Genomic DNA, 7,300 nt, shown 5'->3' with positions numbered 1-7,300 from the left:
TATGCCATATAAATAAAACGGAATTAATTATTATCGGGATGGAATCCTATGCCTGAACGTATTTCTGTGCAATTACCTGCCGAAGGACTTCTTTTCTGGAAACTGTCCGGTACCGAGGAGTTGTCCCGCCCGTTTACGCTGAATGTCTGCCTGCTGAGCAGCAATGCGGACCTTGATCGCAAAACACTGCTCGGGCAACCGATCACTCTGACCCTCCCCACCCAGCCGGTGCTGGCCGCGTCACGCTACCTTAACGGTAAAATCACCGCGGTGAATGTGCAGAGCACTGAACTGAGCGGGACACGTTATACGGTATATAGCCTGTGTATGGAGTCGGACTTATGGCCACTGCAGCGCGATCGCAATCAGCGTATTTTTCAGCAACAGCGGGTGCCGGATATTATTAAAACCGTACTGGGCGAATATAGCGTTGCGGTCGAAGACCATCTGACCGGCGAATATCGTTGCTGGGAATACTGCGTACAGTATCAGGAGAGCAGCTATAACTTTATTTCGCGGCTAATGGAGCTGGAAGGGATTTTCTATTTTTTCCGTCATGAAGCCGACAGGCATACGCTGGTGCTGATGGACTCCGCATCCCGGCAGCCATTCAGCGGCTATGAGGTTATCCCTTATTACGCCACCCCGTCCGCAGGCCGCATCGGGGAAGAGGGCATTACGCAGTGGGCGATCAGCGAGCAGGTGACGCCGGGTCTCTACAGCCTTGATGACTACGACTTCCGCCAGCCAAACGCCTGGCTGTTTCAGGCACGACAGAATCCGGCGTCCACCGCGCCGGGGCAGATTGACTACTACGAATGGCCGGGGCGTTTCGTGCACCATGCCCAGGGCGAATACTATGCCCGTATCCGCCAGCAGGCATGGCAGACGCAGTATCAGCGCATTGATGCGCGGGGCAACGCCCCCGGGGTGGCGCCGGGGTACACTTTTACGCTCAGCAATCCGCCCTTTGCCAGCGACAGTGATGACTATCTGGTGGTGAGCGCCAGTTACGAACTGGAAGAGAACAGCTACGCCAGTGGTGATGATGGCAGCCGCGTTTATCAGATCAACTTTATGGTGATCCCGGCGGATGTCACCTTCCGTCCGCTGCAGGGCAGCGAGTGGCCGCGCACCTGCGGCCCGCAAACCGCGCGGGTGGTGGGGCCGCAGGGGGAGTCTATCTGGACGGATAAATATGGCCGGGTAAAGGTGAAGTTCCACTGGGACCGGCTGGCAAAAGGCGACGACACCAGCTCCTGCTGGCTGCGCGTCTCCAGCGCCTGGGCCGGTCAGGGTTTCGGCGGCGTACAGATCCCGCGCGTCGGTGATGAGGTGGTGATCGATTTTATTAACGGTGACCCGGATCGGCCGATTATCACCGGTCGGTTGTATAACGAAGCCAGTATGCCGCCGTGGACATTACCAGCCGCCGCCACCCAGATGGGCTTTATCAGCCGCAGTAAAAACGGCACGGCGGACAATGCCAATGCGCTGCGTTTTGAAGATAAACGCGGTGCGGAACAGCTGTGGCTGCAGGCTGAGCGCAATATGGATACCCGGGTGAAGAATGATGAAACCCATGCTGTCGGCGGTAATCACTCCATCAGCATTGAGAAAAGCTTTGCCAGCAAAGTCAGCGGCCAGTACGCCCAGCAGACGCAATACGCCCGCAGCGAGCTGGTCGGCACTGACTATATATTGAAATCGAACAGCAACGTTATGCTGGCGGCCAGCAGCGGCATCACCTTTGTCACCGGTGACAGCCTGCTGGTCATGAACCCCAATGGCACCATTTCATTACAGTGCAGAAACTTCCAGATCAATGCTTCCGGGCAGGGTGAAATCAACACCGGCGGCACACTCGATCTGAATATCAATCAGCCAGCCGCGGCGCCGGCGCCGGCGCCAACGCCGGAGGAAATTGCCGCAGAAGTCCGCAGGGTGTTCGCCAGTAAAGATGCCGGGGGGAGCAAATGAACCTGCCCGTGCAATATGTCTTATCTGAGGGCTCGCTGCATCTGCCCGCCGTCGTCCAGGATCAGAGTATCACCGTCCTGCGTCTTGCCGGTTTATGCGCAACGCTGGTGGTTACCCGCGACTGGCAGGTAACGGCCGATCAGATGGATGCCTTTTTGCAGCAGCAATTGCAAAAAGTGAAGCGCAAGATGAAAAAGTTTAGCGCGCAGTTACCCGAAGAGAGCACGCTGGGCCCGCTACCCGCGCAGCAGGTGGCGATGCGCTTTGAAAATCAGGGTGTGGTAGTGGAACAACAGCTGCTGGTGGCCTGGGCGCAGGATCATTTACTGGCATTAACCTTCAGCACCGCGGGTCAGTTTACTGCGCAGCAGCGTCTGGCCTGGCAGGCGATTCGGCAGGCGTTTATTCCCGGTATGGCGGAAGTCTGACTGATGGCAGATAAGGTCGCCGCGAGAATCGATGATCCGTTGATCCACAGCTCACTACTGAGTGACTTTGTCAGCGGGGTGGTGGAAGGAGCCATCTACGCCGGGATTTTTCTTGCCAGTACCGCCATGGTGGCGGGCGGCGTGGGTATTGCGCTGGGAATTGGCCTGACCATTGGCGCCATCGCTACTGGTTTTCCTGAACGCTGGGGCAATGCCGCCGGCGGGGCGGTGGAGCGCCTTATCGGCGCACTGGGTCTGACCGGGCCACCGGATGCGGTGATCACCAGTGGTTCCGGCAATGTGCGTATTAAGGGCAGGCTGGCGGCGCGCGCCGCCGGCACCGTCGATCATGCCTTTCTTAATGCGCCCGCCGGTGCTGAACAGGAGCAGGGGCCTTCCGCATGGGAAATTGCTGTCGGCATGGCGGCGGGTATCGCCGCGACCGTCGCCCGCCCGGGCGCTTTTTTCAGCGCGCTGGGGGAGAAAATCAGCCAGGCCGCCGCAGCGGATGTCGCTGACTTCTTCAGCACGCTGTGGACAGACCTTTCTCAGCCGATGGTCGCCGCTGCCAGCCCTGAGAGTACGCCAGCCGACAGGGATACCGTGTCATGCAAAAAGCACAGGGACAGCAGCCGGATTTTCCTCGCCGAAGGATCTAAAAAGGTACTGATTAATGGTCATCCCGCCGCGCGCAATGGCGACCGCAGCACCTGCGAGGCAAAAATCGAGGTCGGCGACGATCCGCGGGTGCGTATCGGTGGCGACAGCATTGTGGTCCGGGATATTCGCAGCGGTAAAAACTTTCTGGCCTGGTTTATCGGCGGGATGGCTGGCGGCGGTGAGCTGAAACAGCTGCTGCAACTGGCGGGCCGCGCTTTTGACCGGGTGATGGTGCGCAGGCTGCTGCGCAGTATTCCCTGCCCGATCTTTTCCGCCGCGGCGGGCGAAGCGGCAGGCGGCATTGCCGCCCGTGCGGTGCAAACCCTCCATCCGGTCAGTATCGCCACCGGCGCCAAGATCCTTGCCGGCGCTGAAGATCTTGATTTTGTACTGGAAGATCGTATCCCGCTTTACTGGCAGCGTGTTTACCACAGCCGTAATCCGGCGACCGGAATGCTGGGCCAGGGGTGGATGCTGCCGTTTGAAAGCCGGCTGATTCGCTATCGTGCGGCCAGCGGGGAACTGCATTTTCGCTGGCGGGATATGGCGGGTCGCGAGCTGGAGATGGGGGCGGTGCGTGCGGGGGATGTGATTCAGTTCGCTGAGGACGGCCTGACGCTTTACTGCACGTCTGAGGGCGTGGTGGTGTTACAGACCAGTGAAGGTGAGCATCAGCTGTATGAACCGGATCCGACACGTGAGGGCGAATGGCGCATTGCCCGCATCTATGACCGTCACGACAACTGCCAGCATCTGAGCTGGAATGAAGCGGGCCAGCTGATTGCTGTCGCCGGTGATAATGAGGCAATGGTGGCAGAGCTCAGCTATGAACCGGTGCATGGCCGCCTGGCGGCGGTGCATCAGCGGGTTCAGGGGCAGCGTTATCCGCTGGTACGTTACGGCTATAATGAGCAGGGACAGCTGGTCAGCGTCACCGACGCTGATGACGTCACCACCCGACGTTTCAGCTGGGATCGCGCCAGCGATATGCTGGCCAGCCACCGCTATGTGACCGGCCTGACAGTAAATTACCAGTGGCGACCGGCAGCGGATGGCAGCTGCTGGCGGGTGACCGGTTATCAGGTGGTGGACGACCGGCAGCAGACGCTGGAAAGCTGGATCATTGACAGCGATGAGCTGGCGCGTAACGCGACGGTGACCTGTCTTTCCGGTGGCAGCAGCCACCATCAGTGGGATGCGCAGCATCGTATTACCGCCTGGACAGATATGTATGGCGCGGAGTGGCGCTATCAGTGGGCGGATCAGGGCGAGCTGCTGCAGGCGGTCACCGCTCCCGACGGCGGGCGCTGGGAATATGACTATGATGAGCGCGGCAATCTGACTGCCATGCATAATCCGCTGGGGGAAGCCCGGCTGACGGTCTGGCATCCGGTCTGGTCACTGCCGCAACAGGAAGTGCTGGCCGGCGGCGCCTGCTGGCGTTATCAGCATAACGCACTGGGCGATGTGGTGGCGGTAACCGATCCGCTGGGTGGCGTTACGCGCCTGGAATGGAACCCGCAGGGGGATTTGATTACCGAAACCGATGCGGCGGGCAATACGCGCCGTTTCGGCTGGAACCAGCGCGGCCAGATGATCAGCGCTGAGGACTGTTCAGGCTACCGCAGCCATTCGCAGTATGACGCAACGGGCAGGCTGCTGAGTACCACCGATGCGGAAGGCAACACCACCTCCTGTCGCCGGAGCGCCGCCGGGCGTATTCAGGCGATTATACGTGCGGATAACCGCGAAACCCGCTACGAATACGATATGCACGGACAGCTGGTCGGTGAGAATACTGACGGTTTTTCCGAACGCAGAGTACGGCGCAACGTGCGCGGACAGGTGATTTGCCAGACCGATCCGGCGGGTCATCACACCCGTTTTGATTATGATCGTTTTGGCCGCCTGACCCGGCTGATTAACCCGAACAATGACAGCTGGCATTTTGCCTGGGACAGCGGCGAACGCCTGCTGGCGCAGACCGATTACGCCGGACGGCGGGAAAGTTATGGCTATAATGCGCGTGGTCAGGTCACCTCGGTGACACAGCAGCCGCTGGCGCAGAACGGTGAACCGCAGGCGCCGCTGGTTTCGCGGCTGGAATATGATCTGTCGGGCCGGCTGGCGACAAAAAGCAACGCGGAGAGTGTCACCCGCTATCAGTATGCCGGGCGCAGCGTCACCATTCAGCGCACCACGCAGGCTGAATGGCAGGCGGCGCAGCAGCAGGCCGTGGAGCCGGAGTGGGATGAGCAGCTGAGCCTGACGGCGGATGCGCTGGGCAGTCTGCAGAGTGAGCAGAACCACAGCGGCAGCTGGCAGTATCAGTACGATGCGCTGGGCAATCTGCAGCAAAGTCAGGGGCCGGACGGCAGCACGCAGAGTTTCCTGCGTTACGGCAGCGGGCATCTGTTGCAGCACAACTGGCAGCATGGCGGGCAGCAGGCTGAAATTGCCGCTTATGGCCGTGACCGTCTGCATCGTGAAATCAGTCGCAGTCAGGGGCCGCTGACGCTGGAAACGCGCTACGATCCGGCAGGCCGTATTGTAATGCGCCGGAATGCGGTGCTGGAACGCCGTTATCAGTGGGATCGTCTCGATCAGGTGGCGCAGCAGATGCTGATGTCGCTGGCACCGGGAGATCCTGCGCCAGCCTTCAGTCAGCAGCGCTTTGGTTATGATGCGGCGGGGCAGCTGACTCACCGCATTGCAGACGGGCTGGAAGAGCGTTGTTATTACGACCCGGCGGGTAACCGTACCGACACCGCCGGTGAGGTGGTGTGGCATAACCTGCTGCGCAGGCTGAAAGGCGCGCGCCAGCAGTATGATGGCTTTGGTCGTCTGCTGTGGCGCAGGGCTGAACAGGGCGCACCGGAACAGCACTTCAGTTATAACGCGGAGCATCAGGTCACCGGAGTGCGGCTGAGCGGGCACCCGGAATACCAGCGGGTACAGTACCGCTATGATGTACTGGGCCGGCGCACGCATAAAATACTGTATCGCCACGGGCAGGCAGAATCTGACGCTGAAGTGATTACTTTCCACTGGCAGGGTCTGCAGATGGTGGGCGAGCAGAGCAGCCGCACGCCGGATCGCAGCGTGCGCTATCTGTACAGTGAAGGCAGCTGGGAGCCGCTGGCGCGGGTGGATATCACCGGTGACAGCCGGCAGATCCGCTGGTATCACAGCGAACTGAACGGTTTGCCGGAACGACTGACCGACGAACACGGTGAAGTGGTGTGGCAGGGACGTTTCAGCAGCTGGGGCGGGACCCTGTATGAAAGCCATACCGCTAAGCTGGTGGTGCCGCAGAATCTGCGCTTTCAGGGACAGTATCTGGACAGAGAAACCGGGCTGCACTACAATCTTTTCCGTTATTATGACCCGGTGACCGGGCGGTTTACCCAGCCGGATCCGATAGGGCTGGAAGGTGGGCTGAATCTCTATAGTTACGCTCCTAACCCTCTTAGCTGGATCGATCCGCTGGGGCTTAGCAAATGTTCAAGTAATGGCCACTCAGCTTCTAATCGACCAAATCCTTATCAAGGTGCAAAAGATGCATCTGCATATCTTCATTCAATGGGTGTAAATAGAGCACAGAGAAAACAGATAATTGATTCCTTCGATTTAGAAACCTTATCTGTACAAAAGGCTGGAAATAATCAATTTGGAACACGTTTCCATGATTATGGGAAAATGGCCAGAGCAGAAGGCCAATATGTTTTTGAAACATTCACTCCTCAGACGAACAGGGCTGGTCTGGCATTGCCTCCTGAATGGAATGGCATGACTGGAATCAAGCAATGGCAGATAAAACCAGATACAACAATGATCAGGGGTAGAGCAGCACCGCAATTTGAGTATGGTGCGCAATTTAGTGGTGGAGCAGAACAAATTTTTGTTCTTCAGCCTTGGAAATATGGATCTTTATTATGATTTCTTCTTTTGAATTATTATTAAACGATGCTCTTAAAAAGGTGCTTTATGCTATTCGTCGGCATGAGCGTAACGAAGATGCACCTCTTTCAATACAGGCATTGATTCAGGTAAAAAAAGAGCTGGAAGAAATGATTAGGGTGATGGATCCGAAGGTTTTTATGCCGGGCTATCCTCGTTTTATCTTAGACTGGCCTGATGAAGATGGACTTATCGATGAGTTAGTTAATCTTGCCTATCAATATGGAAAACTAAGGAAAAATTAATTAAAAAGCCGGAGACGATTCTAAAGA

At 57.8% G+C, this 7,300-nt stretch carries 4 protein-coding genes; all 4 read left to right on the top strand.

What is annotated here, in order from left to right; all coding sequences use genetic code 11:
• The first annotated feature begins 48 nt into the window (after positions 1 to 48).
• Genes JWF83_RS20370 through JWF83_RS20355 form a run of 4 tightly spaced genes read left to right on the top strand, consistent with a single transcriptional unit; the run spans position 49 to position 7,273 of the window.
• Positions 49 to 1,980 carry a type VI secretion system Vgr family protein gene (locus JWF83_RS20370; RefSeq protein ID WP_413649432.1) on the top strand — a complete coding sequence of 644 codons (1,932 nt, stop codon included), beginning with the start codon at positions 49 to 51 and terminating at the stop codon, positions 1,978 to 1,980.
• Complete coding sequence (locus tag JWF83_RS20365) at positions 1,977 to 2,408, top strand: DcrB-related protein (protein WP_413649433.1); 432 nt, start codon at positions 1,977 to 1,979, stop codon at positions 2,406 to 2,408. The genes JWF83_RS20370 and JWF83_RS20365 overlap by 4 nt, the downstream gene beginning before the upstream one ends.
• Before the next feature lie 3 nt (positions 2,409 to 2,411).
• On the top strand, positions 2,412 to 7,007 hold the full coding sequence (locus JWF83_RS20360) for an RHS repeat-associated core domain-containing protein (RefSeq protein ID WP_413652230.1): 4,596 nt from the start codon (positions 2,412 to 2,414) through the stop codon (positions 7,005 to 7,007).
• Positions 7,004 to 7,273 carry a hypothetical protein gene (locus JWF83_RS20355; RefSeq protein ID WP_413652229.1) on the top strand — a complete coding sequence of 90 codons (270 nt, stop codon included), beginning with the start codon at positions 7,004 to 7,006 and terminating at the stop codon, positions 7,271 to 7,273. The genes JWF83_RS20360 and JWF83_RS20355 overlap by 4 nt, the downstream gene beginning before the upstream one ends.
• The last annotated feature ends 27 nt before the right edge of the window (positions 7,274 to 7,300 follow it).

Source organism: Pantoea sp. B65 (genome assembly GCF_047308185.1).
In the GTDB taxonomy this organism is placed as follows: domain Bacteria; phylum Pseudomonadota; class Gammaproteobacteria; order Enterobacterales; family Enterobacteriaceae; genus Erwinia.
Note: the sequence above shows the minus strand (reverse complement) of the source record. Positions and strands in the feature narration are given on the sequence as shown.

Coding starts and splice junctions, on each gene's coding strand:
- JWF83_RS20370 (WP_413649432.1), top strand. CDS start 49: ATGCCTGAACGTATTTCTGTGCAATTACCTGCCGAAGGACTTCTTTTC.
- JWF83_RS20365 (WP_413649433.1), top strand. CDS start 1,977: ATGAACCTGCCCGTGCAATATGTCTTATCTGAGGGCTCGCTGCATCTG.
- JWF83_RS20360 (WP_413652230.1), top strand. CDS start 2,412: ATGGCAGATAAGGTCGCCGCGAGAATCGATGATCCGTTGATCCACAGC.
- JWF83_RS20355 (WP_413652229.1), top strand. CDS start 7,004: ATGATTTCTTCTTTTGAATTATTATTAAACGATGCTCTTAAAAAGGTG.